The sequence below is a fragment of the Streptomyces canus genome (assembly GCF_041435015.1).
Lineage (GTDB): Bacteria > Actinomycetota > Actinomycetes > Streptomycetales > Streptomycetaceae > Streptomyces > Streptomyces canus_G.
Genome location: NZ_CP107989.1, coordinates 537,486 through 556,647, shown reverse-complemented (window position 1 = coordinate 556,647; position 19,162 = coordinate 537,486). Strand labels below are relative to the sequence as shown.

20 protein-coding genes and 1 pseudogene are annotated in these 19,162 nt (G+C 68.8%); 6 read left to right on the top strand and 15 right to left on the bottom strand.

Annotated elements, in window-relative coordinates; genetic code table 11:
* Positions 1 to 28: 28 nt before the first annotated feature.
* From OG841_RS02685 to OG841_RS02670, 4 genes are all read left to right on the top strand, one after another.
* Positions 29 to 604: a flavin reductase family protein gene (locus OG841_RS02685; protein ID WP_371563066.1), complete on the top strand. Its 576-nt coding sequence runs from the start codon at positions 29 to 31 to the stop codon at positions 602 to 604.
* A gap of 74 nt (positions 605 to 678) precedes the next feature.
* On the top strand, positions 679 to 1,977 hold the full coding sequence (locus OG841_RS02680; RefSeq protein WP_328642968.1) for an acyl-CoA dehydrogenase family protein: 1,299 nt from the start codon (positions 679 to 681) through the stop codon (positions 1,975 to 1,977).
* Positions 1,978 to 2,106: 129 nt separating this feature from the next.
* Positions 2,107 to 2,622 carry a nuclear transport factor 2 family protein gene (locus OG841_RS02675; RefSeq protein WP_328642969.1) on the top strand — a complete coding sequence of 172 codons (516 nt, stop codon included), beginning with the start codon at positions 2,107 to 2,109 and terminating at the stop codon, positions 2,620 to 2,622.
* Between the two features lie 157 nt (positions 2,623 to 2,779).
* Complete coding sequence (locus tag OG841_RS02670; RefSeq protein WP_371563062.1) at positions 2,780 to 4,111, top strand: acyl-CoA dehydrogenase family protein; 1,332 nt, start codon at positions 2,780 to 2,782, stop codon at positions 4,109 to 4,111.
* Positions 4,112 to 4,404: 293 nt separating this feature from the next.
* Here the strand turns inward: OG841_RS02670 and OG841_RS02665 are convergent, their stop codons facing one another.
* Entirely contained in the window at positions 4,405 to 5,376 is a 972-nt protein-coding gene (locus OG841_RS02665) for a LysR family transcriptional regulator (RefSeq protein ID WP_328642970.1), read from the bottom strand.
* 115 nt (positions 5,377 to 5,491) lie between these two features.
* Between OG841_RS02665 and OG841_RS02660 the strand changes: the two genes are divergently transcribed.
* Positions 5,492 to 6,304 (top strand): inositol monophosphatase family protein, encoded by an 813-nt coding sequence (locus OG841_RS02660; protein ID WP_328642971.1) that lies wholly within the window; start codon positions 5,492 to 5,494, stop codon positions 6,302 to 6,304.
* 61 nt (positions 6,305 to 6,365) lie between these two features.
* Complete coding sequence (locus tag OG841_RS02655; RefSeq protein ID WP_328642972.1) at positions 6,366 to 7,010, top strand: NADPH-dependent F420 reductase; 645 nt, start codon at positions 6,366 to 6,368, stop codon at positions 7,008 to 7,010.
* A 16-nt stretch (positions 7,011 to 7,026) separates the two neighbouring features.
* Here OG841_RS02655 and OG841_RS02650 read toward each other — a convergent pair.
* The 14 genes and pseudogenes from OG841_RS02650 to OG841_RS02585 form a co-directional block, all read right to left on the bottom strand.
* Positions 7,027 to 7,332 (bottom strand): annotated as a pseudogene (locus OG841_RS02650) (saccharopine dehydrogenase); the annotation flags it as partial.
* Positions 7,333 to 7,381: 49 nt separating this feature from the next.
* On the bottom strand, positions 7,382 to 8,368 hold the full coding sequence (locus OG841_RS02645; RefSeq protein WP_371563058.1) for an aldo/keto reductase: 987 nt from the start codon (positions 8,366 to 8,368) through the stop codon (positions 7,382 to 7,384).
* Positions 8,369 to 8,397: 29 nt separating this feature from the next.
* Positions 8,398 to 9,357: an amidohydrolase family protein gene (locus OG841_RS02640; RefSeq protein ID WP_371563055.1), complete on the bottom strand. Its 960-nt coding sequence runs from the start codon at positions 9,355 to 9,357 to the stop codon at positions 8,398 to 8,400.
* 58 nt (positions 9,358 to 9,415) lie between these two features.
* Entirely contained in the window at positions 9,416 to 11,002 is a 1,587-nt protein-coding gene (locus OG841_RS02635) for a Na+/H+ antiporter (protein ID WP_371563052.1), read from the bottom strand.
* A 67-nt stretch (positions 11,003 to 11,069) separates the two neighbouring features.
* Positions 11,070 to 11,441, bottom strand: a complete 372-nt coding sequence (locus OG841_RS02630) for a DUF2255 family protein (RefSeq protein WP_371563050.1) — start codon at positions 11,439 to 11,441, stop codon at positions 11,070 to 11,072.
* Positions 11,442 to 11,507: 66 nt separating this feature from the next.
* A complete protein-coding gene (locus OG841_RS02625) occupies positions 11,508 to 11,678 on the bottom strand; it encodes a hypothetical protein (protein ID WP_328642977.1) in 171 nt (56 codons plus the stop codon).
* 62 nt (positions 11,679 to 11,740) lie between these two features.
* A complete protein-coding gene (locus OG841_RS02620; protein WP_371563046.1) occupies positions 11,741 to 12,757 on the bottom strand; it encodes a zinc-dependent alcohol dehydrogenase family protein in 1,017 nt (338 codons plus the stop codon).
* Between the two features lie 33 nt (positions 12,758 to 12,790).
* Positions 12,791 to 13,108: a cupin domain-containing protein gene (locus tag OG841_RS02615; RefSeq protein WP_328642979.1), complete on the bottom strand. Its 318-nt coding sequence runs from the start codon at positions 13,106 to 13,108 to the stop codon at positions 12,791 to 12,793.
* A gap of 95 nt (positions 13,109 to 13,203) precedes the next feature.
* Positions 13,204 to 13,536, bottom strand: a complete 333-nt coding sequence (locus tag OG841_RS02610) for a carboxymuconolactone decarboxylase family protein (RefSeq protein ID WP_328642980.1) — start codon at positions 13,534 to 13,536, stop codon at positions 13,204 to 13,206.
* A gap of 346 nt (positions 13,537 to 13,882) precedes the next feature.
* Positions 13,883 to 14,815: an NADP-dependent oxidoreductase gene (locus OG841_RS02605; RefSeq protein WP_328642981.1), complete on the bottom strand. Its 933-nt coding sequence runs from the start codon at positions 14,813 to 14,815 to the stop codon at positions 13,883 to 13,885.
* Between the two features lie 257 nt (positions 14,816 to 15,072).
* Positions 15,073 to 15,942, bottom strand: a complete 870-nt coding sequence (locus tag OG841_RS02600) for a helix-turn-helix domain-containing protein (protein WP_371563041.1) — start codon at positions 15,940 to 15,942, stop codon at positions 15,073 to 15,075.
* Positions 15,943 to 16,127: 185 nt separating this feature from the next.
* On the bottom strand, positions 16,128 to 16,826 hold the full coding sequence (locus OG841_RS02595; protein WP_328642983.1) for a type 1 glutamine amidotransferase domain-containing protein: 699 nt from the start codon (positions 16,824 to 16,826) through the stop codon (positions 16,128 to 16,130).
* Between the two features lie 24 nt (positions 16,827 to 16,850).
* Positions 16,851 to 17,243 carry a nuclear transport factor 2 family protein gene (locus tag OG841_RS02590; protein WP_371563037.1) on the bottom strand — a complete coding sequence of 131 codons (393 nt, stop codon included), beginning with the start codon at positions 17,241 to 17,243 and terminating at the stop codon, positions 16,851 to 16,853.
* Positions 17,244 to 17,697: 454 nt separating this feature from the next.
* Positions 17,698 to 18,609 carry an alpha/beta hydrolase gene (locus OG841_RS02585; RefSeq protein ID WP_328642985.1) on the bottom strand — a complete coding sequence of 304 codons (912 nt, stop codon included), beginning with the start codon at positions 18,607 to 18,609 and terminating at the stop codon, positions 17,698 to 17,700.
* Positions 18,610 to 19,162 lie beyond the last annotated feature (553 nt).

The window sequence follows — 19,162 nt, the reverse complement described above, 5'->3', positions numbered from 1 at the left end:
CCCGGCAGCCAGACAGAAGGTGAGGATCATGTCGATGAATGACCACGGGCCCCAGGGGGTCATGACTCCCGGCCCCGGCATCGAGCCGCAGCTCACACCGGTGGCACCGATGGACGCGCAGGCTCTGCGGGAAGCGTTCGGCCGTTTCCCGAGCGGTGTGATCGCGGTGTGCGCAATGGTGGACGATCGCCCCGTCGGTATGGCGGTGAGCTCCTTCACCTCCGTGTCGCTGACCCCGCCCCTCGTCTCGGTGTGCATGCAGACCTCGTCCCGCACCTGGCCGAAGCTCAGGCAGCGTCCGCGGCTGGGCCTCAGTGTCCTGGGCGAGCAACAGGGAGAAGTGTGCCGCGCCCTCGCGGGTGCGGAGGAGAACCGGTTCGCGGAGGTGCACTGGGAGACGACCGGAGAAGGAGCGGTCGTCCTTCCCGGAGCCGTCACCTGGTACACCTGCACGCTCCGCGCCGAACTGCCGGCGGGCGACCACACCATCGCCCTGCTGGAGATAGACCGCCTGTGGACACTGGCGTCCGCCGAACCCCTGGTCTTCCACGGAAGCCGCTTCCGGCGACTCGGCGACGGCGACAGGCCGGCTGTCCCCGCTTGAGCGGGACTGGCATCAACTCATTCCCGATGCAGATCAGTTCGTCTTCTTTTGCCCAACTTTATTGAGGAGAGCCGATGTTCCAGCACATTGCCCCGGAGTTCGGGGCCGTGGAATCGCCTTGGCTGACCGATGCCGGACGTGAGCTGCGCGATCGGATTCGCGAACTCAGGCCGCTGATCCGGGAGCAGGCGCGCGAAGGGGAGCGGATCGGGGCGTTGACTCCCGATGTGCTCAAGGCGCTCGACGGGGCCGGCATCTACCGGATGACGATGCCGGTCGAGTGGGGTGGCACCGCTCTGGGCGCGCGGGACCTGGTCGAGGTGGTCGCAGCCCTGGGGGAGGGCGACGGCTCGGCGGCCTGGAGTGCCTTCGTCGGTGTCGGCCTGCGCAACTTCCTCGGGCTCCAGCCGGAGCTGATCGAGGAGATCCGCAAGGACGTCGAGGGCTGGGTGGGTCCGGCCCTCGTGGGCGCCTCCGTGTTCGCGACCACGGTCGGGGACGCCCGCAAGGTGGACGGCGGCTGGATGGTCAGCGGCAGGTGGGCATTTGGCAGCGGCTGCAAGCACGCCCGCTGGGCGATGGTCGGGATCGCCTTCGACCCGGCGGAGGCCGGCGGCACCGGCCGCGGTGTGGTGGTCCTGGAGCGGGAGCAGTTCGAGATCCTCGACGACTGGCACGTGATGGGGCTCTCCGGGACGTCCAGCAACAGCCTGCGCGTCACCGAGGAGATCTTCGTCCCCGACTACCGCTTCCTCGACCTCGCCGAGTTCCCGCCGCGGCTCGACCAGATCCGGCACCACTACACCGGCGCAGCCTTCCAGCAGAGCGGCCGGGCGCTGTTGATGACCGTGGCCCTCAGCAGCACCGCGATCACGCTGGGCATGGCCCGTGGTGCACTTTCGTGCTTCGCCGAGCAGGCCATCAAGCGCAAGCCGTTCACCCTGCCCTACCCGAGCGTCGCCGACATGGCCTCGGCCCAGGTGGCCGCCGGGCGCGCGCAGGCGATGATCGTTCTCGCCGGGGCGACGATCGAAGGCTTCGCGGACCAGGTGGACGCGCGCACCGAGGCAGGTCTCGAGTTCACCGACGAGGAGGAGTCGGAGATCAGCCTCGCGCTCGCGTACGCGGCGAACCTGTGCGAGGACGCCATCAACCTGCTCCAGAAGACGCTCGGTTCCTCCACCATCGCGCTGTCCAACCCGATCCAGCGGTTCGTCCGCGACGCACGCGTGGTCACCTCGCACGGCGCGATCCGCGTCGACCCCCTCGCCGAGCAGAACGGCCGACGCCTCCTCGGGCTCGAGCCCTTCCCCATGGTCGGCGCCGCGGTGCCCCAGCGCGGCGTCAACGCCCCCCAGCCGCAGATGGGTTGAGAACGGCGCCGCCGGACGGCCCGCGACGCGGAGAAGACCGCGGCCTGCCCCCATCGCCATGATCGGCGGCGGCGTCCCCGAGCGCCGTGCCGCAACAGATTCCTCCCGGGACAAGGAGCCCCTCCGAGCATGAACGACTTCAGCATCATCGACGGCATCGCGCACATCAACGATCCCGCCCTGTACGAGACCTGGCTGGACCGCGAGGACTTCAAGGCCGCCGTCGCGCAGGCCGACACACCCGAGCGGACCGCCGTCAAGCGTCTGCTGGTCGACTTCGAGGCGGACCTCGGGCGCATGGTCCGCGACGGCACCGTGCAGGAGAACGTCGCTGACGTGATGAAGCGTTACGTCGTCGAGGACTACATCCAGCACGACCCGAACGCACCCGGCAACGGCCTGGACAACCTCATCGAGCACTTCCGCCACGTTCCGACCGGCAACGGCACGCCGCCGCCGGTGGTGAACGTGACCGTGGAGGGCGAACTGGCCTGCGTCATGATGAAGGCGCCGACGCCGGACCCGACGAGCCCGGGCGAGACCTACGACTGGTACATCCTGACGGTGTTCCGGGTGCGCGACGGCAAGCTCGCCGAGCACTGGAGCGCCTTCCGCAAGATGGCCGCGCCCCTGCCGGGGAACTGACCGGCGAGCCCGGCCGGTCGCATACCGCTCCCGCAGCATCCGTTGGCTGTTGACGGCGCCGGGCGGAGGCGCTCCCCCCTGCATCGCATTCCGCCGTCGCGCGTACGCAGTGATGAACGCGGCCGGCGTTGCCCAAGGTTGAAGAAAGAGAACCGAGATGACAATGACGTCGCCCAAAGTGAACAGGTTTCCCGAATCCCCCTATCTCAGCGAGGAGGGACGGCGGATGCGCGACGCGGTGCGCGCGGCGGCGCCCGGCCTTGCCGAACGTGCCCGTGAGGGGGAGTCGCAGGGCGCGCTCGCACCCGAGACGGTCTCGGTACTGCACGAGATCGGCGTGTTCCGTATCACCGTCCCGGTCGAGCTGGGCGGATTCGCGTCCGGCGCGCGCGACACCGCGGAGGTCGTGCGTGAGCTCGGACGTGTCGATGCGTCGGCCGGCTGGACGGTGATCGTCTCCAGCGCTGTCCGGGGCGCGCTCACCTTCGACGAGCGTGTGAAGGAGGAGGTGTTCGCCGACATCAAGACCTGGCAGGGACCGCTCCTGTTCGGCGCCACCGTCTTCGCGCCGAAGGTCGGCGACGGTCGCAAGGTGGAGGGCGGCTGGATGGTGCAGGGCAAGTGGTCCTTCGGAAGTGGCTGCAAGATCGCGAAGTGGGCCTCGGTCGGGTTCGAGTACGAAGACCCCGACACCGGGGAACGACGTCGGGCGATGGGGCTCCTCACCCAGGACCAGTACACGATCGTCGACGACTGGCACGTCATGGGCCTGAGTGCCACGTCGAGCAACAGTGTGCGGGCCGACGAGGAGGTGTTCGTCCCCGAGGACCGAGTCGTCCACACCATGGACATGCCCGCGCGTATGGACGCACTGCGCGGCACGTACCAGGGACTCGGATTCATGCACTCCGCGATCGGAACCATGGTCGCCACCACGACGGCGTTCGCGGCGCTCGCCCTGGGCATGGCCCAGGGTGCCTTCAAGGCCTTCGTCGAGCAGGCAGCCAAGCGGCCGCCGTTCAACCTGCCGTATCCGACGATGGCCGACATGGCCTCGACGCAGGTCGTGGCAGGCAAGGCGAGGGCCGTCATCAACACGGCCGCATCGGTCATCGAGCGGCAGGCCGACGAGATCGACCGGCGCGCACTGGCGAGCGAGGACTTCCACCCGTCGGAGGAACCGGAGATCACGATGGACCTCGTCCATCAGATCCACGCCTGTCTCCAGGTGATCGACGGGCTGCAGCTGGCACTCGGTTCCTCGACCGTCGGCCTGGCCAACCCGATCCAGCGCTTCGTCCGGGACGTGCACGTACTGGCGACGCACGGCGCGTTCCGGATCGACCCGATGGCCGAGATCAACGGTCGGGACATCTTCGGGCTGGAGCCGCTGCCGATGCTGGCCGCCCTCAGTTCTCCCCCTCCCGGGAATACGCCCCCGCAAGCGGCCAACGGCACGTTCCCGGGCCCGGTGCCGCACCCCGCGTGACCCGATTCCACTTCAGGGCTGTGGTGACACCGGTGACTGCGAGCAGGCAGTCGGCTCTCCCCTCGTAGTGGCACCGGAGTTGCGCCACCTGGTGAGCAGGGCGGCGGTGCCCCCGGCGGCCCGACAGAGGGCTCCAGTCACTCGGCCTGTGGCTGAAACGGATCCCGCTCCGGACCAGACCGTCAAGAGCGAGGCACCGCCGCAGGCACCACTCGTCGCAACGAAACGCACCGTGGAACGAGCTGTCACCTGGTGTCCGGAGTGCTGCGAGACCGACACACGGGACATGGTCGTCAGTGATGTTCGCGAGCACGGGAGTCGGCTGCCCCGGTCCGGTTGGTGCGGGGCAGTTGAGAGGCAGTCGGTGGTGTGAACAGTGCCTGGACGGTTTCGGTGGCCAGGTCTCGCAGCCAGGTGTGGGCGCGGTCGTTGTCGTAGCGCTGGTGCCACAGCAGGTACAGGGGTACGTCGGGCAGCGGGAGTGGCGGTGGCAGCGTGGCCAGGCCGAGTTGTTCCCGGGCCGTGCGGGTGACCGCGTCGGGGACGGTGACGATCAGGTCGGTGTCGAGGGCGAGTTGCAGTGCGAAGGCGGCGGTGGGCCCGACGGCGACGACGCGTCGTTCGAGGCCGCGTGTGGTCAGGGCGTCATCGATCGGGTCGCGCAGGCTTCCGCGCCGCGAAACGGTGAGGTGTTCGGCGGCCGCGTAATGCTCCAGGCTCAGCGGGCCCGCGGTGAGCGGGTGGCCCGGGCGGGCCGCGACGATCAGCCGGTCCTTGCCGACGAGGCGGTGGCGGATGTCGGGGAGCGTCGGAACGCTGGAGCTTGATTCGAGATCGACCTCACCACGGCGCAACTCGGCGTCGTCCGCGCCGGGTTCGGCGGAAAGGCGCAGCCGGACGCCGGGGGCCTGATGGTGGACGGCCGTGGTCAAGGCGGTGCCGCATGCGGCGGTCAGGGCGTCGTGCCAGCGGATGGTGAACACCCGGTCCAGGGCCGCCAGGTCGAGTTCCTGCTGCGCGGACAGGAGGCGGTGGGCCTGTTGCACGAGGGCGTGGACCTCGGCGCGCATGGCCAGCGCGCGGGTGGTGGGGACCATGCTGCGGCCGGTGCGGACCAGGATCTGGTCACCGGTGACCTTGCGGATGCGGCCCAGGGAACGGCTCATCGCCGGTGCGGTCACGTGGAGGCGTGCCGCCGCGCCGGTGACGCTGCCCTCTTCCAGCAGGGCGTCCAGGGCCGTGAGCAGGTTGAGATCCAGTTGCATGCCGGTAACTCTACAAGTGACAAGCATGCACTTGTTGTTCATGACCCTGCGGCCTACCTTCGAAGTGCGGGGGCGAGACACCCGCCCCGCTTCTACCGATTCCAGGGAGCCCGCCATGAGCACAGCCATGCCTTTCGACGCCGGTACGACGCTTCTGTCCGACGTGACGGTCGCGGTGAAGACCGCCGGCGTCACGCTGCGCGACCGCCACACCTCGCATGCCCGGGGCGTAAGTCTGGACGAGGTCGTGGGTGAGATCCACGCCAACGACGACGCGGTGCTGGACGTGCTGCGGGAGCCGCTGCTGCGGGCCCGGCCGGGGTCGCAGTGGGCCGAGGACGAGCTGGCCGGCGGCGCGCTGCCGCCCGGGGAGTGGTGGGTCGTCGACCCCGCCGAGGGCAACATCAACCACGTTCACGGCATGGACGACTGGGCCGTCACCGCCACCCTGGTCCGCGACAACCAGCCGGTACTCACTGTCGTCCATCTGCCGCTGACCGGCGACACCTACACCGCGGTCGCCGACGGCGGTGCCCGCCTCAACGACCGGCCCCTGAAGGTGTCCGCCAAGACCGACCTGGGCGCGGCGCTCATCGGCACCGGCCAGGCCAAGCCCGGCGAGGACGAGCGCACCTTCCGGCGGATCGGTGACTCCGTCACCGCGATGCTCATCAACGGCCTGGTCGTGCGTGTGTCCGTTCCCGCCACGATGCAGCTCATCCACGTCGCCGCCGGACGCATGGACGCGTTCTGGCAGTTCTCCGACGTCCGCTCCGGCCTGGTCGCCGGCGCCCTGCTGGTCTCCGAGGCCGGAGGCACCGTCACCGACCTGACGGGCGACCCCTGGAACACCGGCAGCCGCGACTTCCTGGCCGCCGCCCCCGGCATCCACGGCGCCGCCCTCAAGGTCCTCGCGACGACCGCATGACCCGAAGTCTCTGCTCTTCCCCACCCCGATACCGCCCCGATACCGCAAGGAGCATCACCGCATGACCAGCATCGGCATACTGGGCGCCGGCCGCGTCGGCACCAACCTCGCCGGCAAGCTCTCCGCAGCCGGACACCATGTCACCCTCGGTGTCCGGAGCCCTGAAAGGACCGCCGCCCGCACCGCCGGGCTCGCCCCGCGGATCGCCTTCGCCGACCAGCGCACCACTGCCCGCACCGCGGACATCGTGATCAACGCGACGCCCGGCGGAAGTTCCCTCGACCGACTCACCGACCTGCGCACCGAACTCGCCGGCAAGATCCTCGTCGACGTCTCCAACGCCACCGGCGACGACAGTGACGGCCTGCCCGGCGACCTGTGCTACCCCGGCAGCAGCCTCGCCGAGAAGCTCCAGGCCGCGCTCCCCGACACCCACGTGGTCAAGACCCTCAACACCATGCTTTTCACGGTCATGACCGCTCCCGAAACCCTGGCCACCCCACCGACCGCCTATCTCTCGGGCGACGACGAACTCGCGAAGAGGACCGTCACCGGCCTGCTCGGCGACCTGGGCTGGCAGCCGGAACGGATCGAGGACCTCGGCGACATCACCACGGCCCGCGCCACCGAGGCCATGATCCTGGTCGTGCCCCACATTCTGCGCCGACACGGCTTCGAGCCCTTCGCCGTCTCCCTCGCCCGCTGACACATCAAGACCGGATTCAGACCGGACCCAGGTCGAGTGTGAGGTGCGGGGCGAGCGCGTGCGGGAAGTCGGGGGCGTCGAAGATCTCGTCGGCGGAGGCGGCGTCCACGGTCTTGGTGCGGCCGGTCAGGACGCACTCGAGAGCCTCGGCGACCAGGGGCCTGGTGACGGCGCACATGTCCTGGCCGCCGGCCATGGCCCGGCGTTCGGCTCCGCCCGATCGAACGACGACGTCGACGAGGAAGGTCTGGTTCGAGCGCCCGCTCCCGTCGGTGGCGGTCGGGGCCGGCGAGTGCGAGGCGGTGACGTCTCGGGTCGCCTCGGGGTCGCCAGGGCCGCCGGACTGGCGGTGTCAGCCCGTGGAGCAGAAGTCATTTGTCGACCAGCGACATGTGGTGCTCGTTGTAGCGGTCTCCCTGCACCCCGACCCGACCGGCCAGTTCGTTGAGGTCCGCCAGTTCGTCGGCGGAGAGCGGCAGCTGGGTGGCGCCGATGTTCTCCTCGATGCGGGCGATGCGCCTTGTTCCGGGAATCGGGACGATCGACGGATGCCGCGCGAGCAGCCAGGCGAGGGCGACCTGTCCCGGTGTGGCGTCCTTGGCCTGCGCGAGCGCTGAGATGTGTTCGACCAGGGCCTGGTTCGCCGCTCGGTTCTCGGTCGTGAACCGTGGAATCGTCGTGCGGACGTCGCCGTCCGCGAAGGACGTCGACGCGTCCACTGACCCGGTCAGGAACCCCTTGCCGAGCGGGCTGAAGGGCACGAATCCGATCCCGAGCGCCGCGCACGTCGGCAGGACCTCCGGCTCGGGATCCCGGGTCCACAGCGAGTACTCGCTCTGTACGGCCGTCACCGGGTGGACCGAGTGAGCACGGCGGATGGTCTCCGCGCCGGCCTCCGAGAGCCCGAAGGAGCGGACCTTGCCCTCCTGCACGAGCTCGCCAACCGTGCCGGCGACGTCTTCGATCGGTACCTCCGGATCCACGCGGTGCTGGTAGAACAGGTCGATCCTCTCGACCCCGAGCCGTTCGAGGGAGGCCGTGGCGACGGCACGGATCTGCTCGGGCCGGCTGTTGAGTCCGGCTGGGGCGCCGTTCTCGATGTGGAATCCGAACTTCGTGGCGATCACCACCTGGTCACGGACGGGAGCGAGGGCCTCGCCGACGAGCTCCTCGTTGACGTAGGGGCCGTACACCTCAGCGGTGTCGAAGAAGGTGACCCCGCGGTCGACGGCACCACGGAGTACGGCGATCATGTCGTGTCGGTCGCCGGGGTTCGGGCCGTAACTCTGGGACATTCCCATGGCGCCGAGGCCGACGGCGGATACCCGGAGGTCTCGCCCGAGCGTTCGCGTGTGCATTTTTCCTCCTTGTTGAAGGCGGTGTCGAATTACCGCGCCGTCGCTGGGAACAGGCGCTGGGCGTTGGCCGTCGTCAGGGACCGCCACGTGGGTCCGTCCACCGGTGACTCGGCCGTGTCGATCGCCGCGATGTGCGCGTCGGCCAGCGGGGGAGGGGTCCAGCAGTAGTCGCTGCCGAACAGCACGCGGTCCGGATCGACGAGCTTCAGCAGCGCTGGGACCTGGCGTGGGAAGGCAGTGCCCGCCATGTCGTAATACAGGCCTCGTAGTTGCTCCACCGCGTCCTGGGCGGGCGACTTCTCCGAGGGCACGAACAGTCTCATGAACTCGTTGATGCGGTCGGCCAGGACGGGGACCGCACCACCGCAGTGCGGAACGATCACCTGGATGCGGGGACAACGCGCCACGACACCCGCCATCACCAGGTCCGTGACGGTGCGGGCCGTGTCGAAGATGTACTCGACCATCGGCCGCGGTCGACCGAGTGCGGACTGTTCCCAGCCCACGGGTGAGGTGGGGTGGAGGAAGACCACGGCTCGGCGGCGGTCGAGTTCCGCGAAGACCCGTTCGAGGCGTGGGTCACCCAGGTACATACCGTGCGTGTGGGTCAGCAGGGCCACGCCGTCGGCGTCGAGTTCGTCGTAGGCGAAGGCGATCTCCTCCAACGAGGCGTCCACGTCCGGCAGCGGAAGCGACACGAAGTTGCCGAAGCGGCCGGGGTGGTCTCTTGTCAGTTCGGCGGTGTACTCGTTGACGCGCCGGGCGAGGAGTCGGGCCGCCTTGTCGTCGCCGAAGTGCACGCCGGGGGAGGACATGGACAGCATCGCGGTCTCGATGCCGTTGCGATCCATCAGGTCCAGGTGCGCTTCGACGGACCACGACGGCCAGCCGCCCATGCCATCGGGGTGGGCGTGGCCGGCCGCGGTCGCCTGCTCGACGTAGAAGTCGGGCAGGAGGTGGGCGTGGACGTCGATGAGGCCGGAGGGCATGGCAGGAAGGATCCGTTCTCCTGGGGGACTTGGGACGAGGCCGGGTGTCGGACTCCGCTCACTCCACCTGCTCGCGTCCGGCCAGCCGCACCTCTTCGTTGTCCAGGGCGGCCTGGAGCCGACGCAGCACGGTGTCGTCGATCTCTCGCTCGTCGCGCAGGCGTACGACGGTGGCGCGCCTGTGGGCGAGCAGGGCGAGGCGGAGGTCGGTGTAGTGGCGGTTGTGGAGCAGGGCCGGATCGCTGTCGGTGCCCGTGCCTTTGGCCCGTACGGTCGCCAGGTGGGCCTCGTACTCCTGGCGCAGCCACTCCATGACCTTCGGGGTGGTGCCCAGTTCGGCAGCGAGGTGGGGCAGTGCCTCGATGGCTTCCTCGGTCGCCTTCGTCTCGGCGAGCACCTCTTCCTCGTCGACGGACGTGTCGCGCGGCAGCCGGGCCCAGCGCACCACGCCGGGCAGCAGCAGTCCCTGCACCACGAGGGTCACCACGATGACGCCGGAGGTGACGAAGACGATGAAGGCGCGATCGGGGAACGGCGCGCCGGAGTCGAGTGTCTCCGGCACCGAGAGGGCCACGGCGAGCGACACCGCGCCGCGGAAGCCCGCGAAACCGCTGACGACACGGGCCCGGTGGGTCATTCTTCGCAGCCGTTGCTCGGGACGCCGGTCGAGGGCGCGGATCAGGTAGGCGGAGGAGAACAGGAACGCGATCCGGACCGCGACCAGCACCACGCTGACCACGCCGACCGCGATCAGGGCGTCCTGGAGGTCGGACCGGCTCAAGTGGCGCAGTGCGTACTGGAGTTCCACGCCGACCAGGACGAACAGCGCACTGTTGATGATGAACGTGGCCAGCGGCCAGAAGGCCAGTGCCTGTCGGCGATGTTCGGCCCGGATGAGGCTGGGAGCCACCTGGGCCATGATCAGCCCGCTCACGACGACCGCGAGGACACCGGAGGCGTGGATCAGTTCGGCGAGCAGGAACGCCGTGAACGGCGCGAGGATCATGACGAGGTTGCCCAGCAGGGGATCGTCCAGGCGGCGCCGCAGGTTCATGTTGACCCAGGCGACCGCCACGCCGACCGCGGCCCCGCCGCCGTACGCGAGCAGGAACAGCGCTCCGACGTGCGGCAGGGTGAGGTGCTCCTCGCCGACGGTGATACCGACCGCCAGGCCGTAGATGACGAGCGCGGTGCCGTCGTTGACGAGGCTTTCCGCTCGGAGCACGGTGATCTGACGACGCGGCAGGGAGCCGGCCAGGGCGCTGACCGCTGTGGCGTCGGTCGGAGCCACGGCCGCGCCCAGCGCCCACGCCGGCCCCCAGGGCAGTCCGAGCGCGTGTCCGGCTACCGCCACAGTCCCCGCGGTGAGGATCACCAGGACCGTGCTGAGCAGGACGATCCCGCGCAGGTTCGTACGGATCTCCCGCATGGACGTGGTCAGGCTCTCCCAGTACAACAGCACGGGGAGGAAGAGCAACAACACTACTTCGGGAGGGAGTTGGGTCTGGCGGACGGCCGGCACGAGACCGAGCAGCGCACCCACGATGAGCAGCATGACGGGCGGCGCGACGTGGAAGCGCCGGCCCAGGACACTGCCCAGCAGTACGGCCGCGCCCAGAGCGACGACGAGTTCGAGACCGAGCATGGCGCGTACTCCTGGGAGGGGACGGATGCCGATGGGAGCGCAACTGCTTCCACCGGGATCGTCGTGTTCATCGGGGGATCAGCCGCAGGGTTGTCGAGCGCGCGGTCACCATGGGGTTGACGTATGCGTCGCCGAAGCGGCCGTACTTGGTGCGGTACGCGGTGTCTATGCGGTCGTTGGTCTCGGAGTCCGTCACCTCGAGGAAGGTGACGTTCTTGTCGACGCCACCGGAGCGGATGTGCCCCTCGTGGCTCGCGCGGGCCGTGCGCCACCAGCCGCCGTCCGTGCCTCGGAACGAGCGGACGTACAGGTCGTCACCGTCGCGGACGACCCAGATCGGCACCGGCCCCCGCAGGGTGCCGTCACCGCGCCGCGGCGCCATCTCCAACTCGTCGGCCCTTGCGATGAGGTTGAGCTCGTCACTCGTCCATGTCGTCATCGGTGATTCTCCGATCTCCCTGGATCCGGTGAGGGCGGATGGATCCTCGCGGCGGTGGTGAGCGGCTCACCGAGGTAGGTATGTGTGATGCCGAGCGAGTCCGTCCCAGGACGCCAGTGCTGGATCGCCCGGGATCATCCACGCGTCGGATGTGAAGTGGGAGAGGATCCGCTCCAGGTCACCGGTGCCGAAGGCCTCGGAGTAGGTCTCGACGGTGGCGATCGCCTCGCTGGTCATGACGGTCGGGTCCGTTCTGCTCGCTGGCCGCGACGGTCCAGGGGCCACTGCCGGGTTTCAGGTCACGGACGCAGCAAGGTCTTGATGGCGCGGCGTTCGTCCATGGCCTTGTAGCCTTCGGCGGCCTCGTCCAGCGACAGGGTGAGGTCGAAGACCCGGCCCGGGTTGATACGGCCGCTGAGGACGCGGTCGATCAGGTCGGGAAGGTAGGCGCGCACGGGGGCGGGGCCACCGCGCAGGCCGACGTGGGAGAAGAAGAGCTCCTGGCCGTCGATCTGCGAGCCGTGCGGGAAGCCGACGAAACCGACGTTGCCGCCGGGGCGAGCGGACCGCAGGGCCTGGTGCAGCGACTCCTGGGTGCCGACGCACTCGAGGACCGAGTCGGCGCCGATGCCGTTCGTCAGTTCCTTGACGCGGGTGACGCCTTCCTCGCCCCGCTCGGTGACGATGTCGGTGGCGCCGAACTCCAGGGCCAGCTTCTGTCGGGACTCGTGTCGGCTCATGGCGATGATGCGCTCGGCGCCCAGTTCCTTCGCGGCGATGACGCCGGACAGGCCCACCGCGCCGTCCCCGACGACCACGGCGGTCGAACCGGACTCGACTTCGGCGGCCTTGGCGGCGTACCACCCGGTGCCCATGACGTCGGACAGAGCCAGCAGGTCCGGGATCAGCTCCTCGGACGGCTGCTCCGGCGTGGCGACCAGGGTGCCGTCGGCGAGGGGGATGCGGACGTACTCGGCCTGGGCGCCGTTCACCCACTGCGCGTGCCGGCAGGAGGTGTGGTAGCCGGCCTGGCAGACCGGACAGGTGTTGTCGGAGGCGACGAAGGAACCGATGACGAACTGGCCCGGCCTGACGCTGGAGACGTCGCTGCCGACCTCCTCGACGACACCGACGTACTCGTGGCCGATCGGCTGCGCCTCGGCGACCGGCAGGACACCGCGGTAGCTCCACAGATCGGACCCGCACACACAGGTGGCGACGGTACGGATCACCGCGTCCGTCGATGCCATGATCTTCGGTTCCGGGGGGTCCTCCACCCGGATGTCCCCCGGCGCGTGAATGATGGTCGCTCGCATGATGCCTTCCCACTCGTGGTGTCTGTCGTGGCGTCAGGGACGCGTACGGGTGCTGAAGCGCGGGCCGTTGTGGTCGTCGGCCGCGACGTGTTCGAGCCAGGCGGCGTCGTCCGTCTCCCAGGGAGCGAGGCGGATCATGAACCGGTCGGGTGCCGCGCCGTGCCAGTGCTCCTCACCCGGGGGCGTCCGGATGACCTCGCCGGGATGAGCCTCGATGAGGGCGCCGCCACGGGACTGCACCAGCGCGATGCCCGCGACGAGGGAGGGGCTCTGTCGGACCAGGTTGGCCCGCCTACAGGAGGGATCCTCGCCACGGTGGATCACTTCGGCGTAGGCATCGCCGATGACCACTCTGCAGGAAGCTTCATGATGGAAGGCCGCTTCAGCGGTTCCATGGGATGTCGTCCCTCTGGTGTGACGCTGCCGCGGGGACGGGCGGAGGAGCCTCAGCCGGACTGGTCAGCCTTGTCCACGATCTCCTTGAGCTGGTTCATCGCGGCCATGGCGTTGGGCCATCCGGCGTAGAAGGCCAGATGGGTGATGGCCTCGATCAACTCGTCCTTGGTCACGCCGTTCTCCAGCGCCTTGCCGAGGTGGAAGGTGAGCTGGTCACCCCGGTACAGGGCGGCGAGAGCGGTGACCGTGACCAGACTGCGATCACGCGGGGACAGACCCGGCCGCTCCCAGATGTCGCCGAACAGGACCGTGTCGGTCACCTCCGCGAGCTTGGGGGCGAATTCCTGGATCGCCGGCGGCGCGAACTTCTTCCGTTCGGACATGGGGTGATGCTCCTAGCGTGTGTTTCAGGGATTCAGGCCGGGCCCGCGGCCAGGGAGTTCTCCAGGAAATGTGGTTCGTTGTCACTGACACCCTGTCGGCCGCGTCGAAGGCGAAGGCGGTGCAGCCGTGCTCGGACAGTCGCCGGACCGGTACCAGTTGCCGGTCGCGCATCGAGCCTGGCATCTTCGTGCGAGCCCGCAAAGGGGAGAATTCCATCCTGGGAATGGCTTATCCAGGGGAGGAATCCGTACCCCCCTAGGTGGACCTCGGATGGTTCGACGATGAGGGCAACCTGCGGAACCCCGAGTTCTTCAAGAACGCCCCTGTGCCGGTAGGCGCCTCGGATCAGAACGTCAGGATCAGCCGACCCCGCACACCGCCGGCGGCGAGGAGCCGGTGTGCTTCGACGGCCTGTTCCGCCGGGAACGTCTTCGCGATCCGGAGGGTGATGCGGCCTTCCTCCGCCTGCTGCCGGAGCTGGTCGAGCTTGGCGTGCTCCTTGGCGTAGCCGAACACGACGATCGGCTCGAAGACGACGTCTCGCTCGCCGGGGCCGTCGTAGCCGCGCAGTGTCACCACCCGGCCGCCGTCGCGTACCGCCCGAGCGCAGAGGGCGCCGAGCGACGCGGCGTCGACGAGTCCGTCGACGCCCTCCGGGACCTCCGCGCGTACCCGGTCCGGGTACGCGGCGCCGCGACGGAGTACGACGTCGGCACCGAGTTCCTTGACCAGGGTCTCGTCCTGGTCCGAGGCGTCGGCCACCACGCGCAGCCCGTCCGCCTTGGCCAGCTGGATGGCGTAACCGCCGACCGCGCCGACCGCTCCGGTGAGCGCGAGGGTCTGGCCGGGTTCCAGGCCGAGTGTGTCCAGGGCCAGGCGCGCGGTGAGGCCGTTCATCGGCAGCGACCCGGCCTGCGCGTCGGTCGCGCCGTGGGGGGCGCGGACGACCGAGTCCACCGGGACCACGACCTGCTCGGCGTAGGCGCCGTGCGCGCCGTCGGGGAGCACGATCGCCATGACGCGGTCGCCGACGCTCAGATCCGTGTCCGCACTCGCGCCGATCTGGTCCACGATCCCTGCGGCTTCCATGCCCGGAACGAACGGCGGCTGGGCGTCCGGCGACCGGGCGGGTCCGCTGCGCTGGAGGGCGTCGACCGCGTTGACGGTCGCGGCGTGCACCCGGATGCGCACCTCGTTCGGACCGGCCTCGGGCGTGGGCAGCTCCAGGATCCGAAGCACCTCCGGTCCGCCGAATTCCGTGAAACCTACAGCCCTCATCGAATTACCTCATAGCTCGGCATGCGGTCTTTGAGGTGTCCGACATTTCCGCCCCGCGCGCGCCGGGAAAAGGGGAAGGTTCTTGGCCGGGATGCGGTGATAGGGGGGACGAATCCCTCCCTCCATGACACGGGCACCGGCGAGAGATGCGGTGCTTTTGTCTGCCGCGCTGTGGCATGCCGTTGAGAGCAAGAGGGCAGCGCCGCCGGGGATGGTGCTCGGGAATTCTCCCCCTGCGGACGCACGTGGGAGGGGGCTCAGGTGACGGTGTCGGACGCCGTCCGTTTCTGGTCCGCGGCCCAGGAGGCCAGGAGGCGCAGTCCGTCGTGGGACGGGGATCCGGGTTCGGCGTTCCACACGATGATGTGCTGGTCGGGGTCCGTGCCGCAGGTGAGCGTGTTCCAGTCGAGGGTCAGCTCGCCCACCACCGGGTGATGAAGCTTCTTGGTGCCCTTGCCCCGCGCCGCGACGTCGTGTTCGGTCCACCATTGCCGGAACTGTGTGTCGCGGGCGGAGAGTTCCTCGACCAGCGCGGTAAGGCGCTGGTCGTCGGGGTAGCGTGCGCTCTCCATGCGCAGCTGGGCGATGGCCAGCCGGGTGACCTCTTCCCAGTCCGCGTACAGCTCGCGCATCCAGGGTTCGGTGAACAGCAGCCGGACAAACACGCGCTCCTGTTTCGGATAGCGTCCGAAATCGGTCCACAGGGCGGCGGCGAGCCGGTTCCAACCGAGGATGTCGGTCCGCCGGCCGATGACGAAGGCAGGGGAGGCGGTGAGATCGTCCAGCATGCGCTGCAGCTGTGTGTCCACCTGCTGGTGCTCGTCCGACGCGGAGGGGCGCCCGCGCTCTTTTGCCGCGAGGTCGAAGAGGTACGTGCGCTGGTCGTCGTTCAGGCGGAGTACCTGGGCGATCTCGTCGAGCAGTGGGGCCGATGCCTGGAGACGGCCCTGCTCGATGCGCGTGTAGTACTCGGTGCTGATCGCGGCGAGAAGCGCCACTTCCTCACGCCGTAGACCGCTCACGCGCCGCCGTTGCCCTCCGCGAAGTCCGACCTCGGAGGGGCTGAGCTCGGCACGGCGGGCCTTGAGGAACTCACCCAGCTCGTTCAGATGGGGGTTGCGGTTCATGATGTGCAGCCTCGCACAGAAGCCCGGCGATGTGAGGGGGAGTGATCCTGTCTCCGTTGGGCTTTACCGATATGTATCAATAGTTGTATCAGTGCCACGCTTCATGGCAACCGAGGGAAGAGGACTCGGCGGTCCGGAACGCGTTCCGGGGGCCGCCGAGTCCTCTTCCGCGTGCAGCTGAGTTGTCAGCTCAGTGCCCTGACCAGTTCCTGTGCCAGGGGGACGGCCGAGCCCGGGTTCTGGCCTGTGTACAGGGTGCGGTCCACCTCCACGTGCGGGGCGAACGGCTCGGTCTCGCGGTAGTCCGCGCCGAGTTCGTTCACGAGGCGGTCCTGCAACAGCCACTTCGCGCGGTCCGCGAGACCGTTGAGCTTCTCCTCGGCGTTGGAGAGGCCGGTCAGGCGGTAGCCGGCGAACGGGGACGTCCCGTCCGGGCCGATGGTGGCCAGCAGCGCCGCGGGGCCGTGGCACACCAGCGACACCAACTTGCCCGAGGCGAGCCACTCGGTGAGCAGCTTGCCGGACGCGGCGTTGTCGGGCAGGTCCTCCATCGGGCCCCAGCCGCCGGGGTAGAAGACGGCCACGTAGTCGTCGATGGCCACGTCCTCGATGCGTATGGGCTGGGCCAGCTCGGTCGCCTCGCGCAGGGCGGTCCGCATGCGCTGGGCGCCTTCCTCGCCGCCGTTGAAATCCGCAGTGAGGCTGAGGGCATCAGCGGTGGGCGGCACGCCGCCGGGCGTCGCGGCCGCGATCTCGTATCCGGCCTCCTTGAAGACCTGGTACGGGCCGATTGCTTCCTCGGCCCAGAAGCCGGCCGGCTGCCGGGTTCCGTCGGCCAGCGTCCAGTGGTCGGACGCGGTGATCACGAAGAGGATCTTCGCCATGGGTGACTCCTGACGGGTGAGGGCTCAGCCCTTGAGGGCTTCCTGGAGGACGTGGCTGTCGGCGGCCTGCCGCATGCTCACGGCCTTGCCGTCGCGGACGGTCCACAGGTGGATGAACCGGACGTCGGCCTTGTTCCCGGTCTTCGTCTCGGCGTGGTAGTGCCCGAACACGAAGACGTGGCCTTCGTCGTCCGTGTAGAACTCCTCGGGCACCGCGCCGAACGACTCGTAGTTCGGCATCGTCCTGCCGAAGAAGTCCTGCGCCGCGCTGGCCCAACCGTGGTACACGCCGCTGTTCGGGAAGCCGGGGGTGATGTCCCACACGAGGTCGGAGGCCATGACCTCGCGGGTGACCTCCGGGGCCATTCCGGACTCGTACAGTCGGCGGATGAGGGCGAGGTTCGGGGAGGCGGACATGGTTGCTCCTTGCGGGGGGTGGTGGATCGGAGACGGACAGAAGGGCTGGTGATCCGGCGGCGAGAGCGGCCCGTCCGGGGCGGGCCGACCGCGGCCTGGCTTGTGACGTGCGCATCCAAGTGCGCGGCGGTGGCGATGTCCGACGTGTGGACCGCTTCGGGACCGGGCGTCGGTCGGGAGCCCGGCACCAGGCCCTCGCTGATCCCGTGCATGCCGTGCTGGGCGGCCAAGGTGGCGAAGCAGCCCGGGGTGGACGACTTGTCGCCGCTCTTGGCGCCGGAGGTGGTGAAGCCCGCGGCGAGCTTGTCCTGGCGGCACCGAAGATGATCGTGTCCGAGACATCCAGCTGCGCCCACTGCTCGTCGGTGCTGGTGTCCACGGAGATTCAGACCGGCGATTTTGGTGCGGTTCGAATGGGACACGGCGATCGGGCTCCTCGAAAATCTGTGGACCGCTAGAGAACGGCGAAGAACTCCGCCATTTTGGGGATCGCCTGGTCCACGTACTCAGGCACGTCGTACAGTGCGATATGAGTCGCGCCGTCGACGACGAACAACTCCTTCGGCCCCTCGGAAAGCGCGTAGGCCTGGTCGCTGAACACCTTTGTGTCCGCCTTGCTCCCTGCGATGAGGAGCAGCGGCTGGGTCAGCAGTTCCGGGATCCGGTCGAAGGCCGAGAAGGCGAACATCCTGTCCATGCTGGTCAGCAGGAAACGGCCCTTCGAATGGGGATGCTGACCTCGCGGCGTCCTGTAGTAGTCGTACCCTTCGCGCAGGAGGTCCGGCGTGCTTTCGTCGATATCCTCCAGCGTTTCCGGGACGAACGGGGCGTAGAGAGGCCGTGCCCCCCTTGCTTCTGCCGTGCGCTGTTGGGCGACCATGTCCAGCGTGCCGATCTGCTCGGCCACCGGGGACAGATGCCCCAGGAAGCCCCTGGATCCCTCGCCCATCGGAGCCGCGCTGACCGTAGCCACTGCCTTGAAGCGACGTTCGGTCTGGGCCACGCTGATCGCGTAGCCACCGCCGGCGCAAATACCGAAGACCCCCATGCGCTCGGAGTCGACGAACGGAAGAGTGGTGAGGAAGTCGGCTGCGCAGCGAGCGTCTTCCACCCGGGTCGTCGGGTCTTCCAGGAGACGGGGTTCACCACCACTCGCTCCTTGGTACGAGGAGTCGTAGACCACGGTGACGAATCCGTGCTCGGCGAGCCTCTTGGCGTAGTGGCCGATGGTCTGTTCCTTTACGCCGCCGGCTGGATGAATTCCGACGAGTGCCGGATATTTCTTGTCCTCGCTGAGGTTTTCCGGCAGATGGAGATGTCCCGCAATCTCTACGTCCTTGTTCCTGAACGAAACAGTCTCGACCATGGCACCTGCCCTTTCGTGGCTCTGGGTAAGCAATTGTCCCCTGGCAGGGGGATTGGATGGCGGCGAGCGTTCGGTAAGGGGGCCAGGGCGATTTCGCTCTGTGGCGTCCGGAAAGCAATTACTAGCTGAGGTTGGCGATCCCGGCCTGCTTTGGGTGCATGTTCTCCGTGGGCCGGTCCCGGTTGGTGGTCGCGGGTCGACCCTGCCATCCTCGTGCGAGCCCGCAAAGGGGAGAATCCCATCCTGAGAATGGCTTATCCAGGGGAGGAATCCTTACCCTCCTCGCGCAGACCGAGCGGGGCGAGACTGGCCGTCATGGGTGCTGATGGCGGCGGGCAGGGCGCCTTCCCCCGGCGCAGGCCGGCCACGCGCCGGGGGCCACCGGTGCCGGGCAGACCGACACCAAGAGGTTCCACCCCCCGTCGCCGGCGAACTCGCCCTCGACTGGGACACCCTCACCCGCAGCGCGGATCCCGATCAGGAACTCGTCGTCCGCGCGGCGGAGTCCGGAACGCGGCGTACGACGCCTTGCGCATCCTCGCCTCGCGGGCCG